Annotated in this window: 1 protein-coding gene; it reads left to right on the top strand. The window is 69.2% G+C overall.

Annotated elements, in window-relative coordinates; genetic code table 11:
• Positions 1–41: 41 nt before the first annotated feature.
• Positions 42–201, top strand: a 160-nt coding sequence (locus IF89_RS44360; protein WP_199820696.1) for a transposase domain-containing protein, incomplete at its 3' end; no start/stop codon positions are given.

The following is a 201-nucleotide window of genomic DNA, read 5'->3' as shown; positions in this document are numbered from 1 at the left end:
GGTGGTTTGGCGGTTCAACGGATACCAGGGGGTGGTGTCCGATGGCTGCTCGACTGGTGGACCGGGTCGGGCTGGGGGATCTGACCGAGGTGTTCCCGCCGGAGCTGGTGGACGCGGTGCTTGCGAAGTCCCGGAGCCGTGAGGTGCGGGTGCGGCTGCTCCCGCCGAGGCTGATGGTGTACTTCGTGCTCGCGCGGGCGT

Origin of the sequence: Streptomyces sp. NRRL F-2664, from assembly GCF_000719345.1 — a bacterium.
GTDB lineage: Bacteria > Actinomycetota > Actinomycetes > Streptomycetales > Streptomycetaceae > Streptomyces.
The sequence above is the reverse complement of the archived record's forward strand: the minus strand, read 5'-3'. Positions and strand labels throughout refer to the sequence as shown.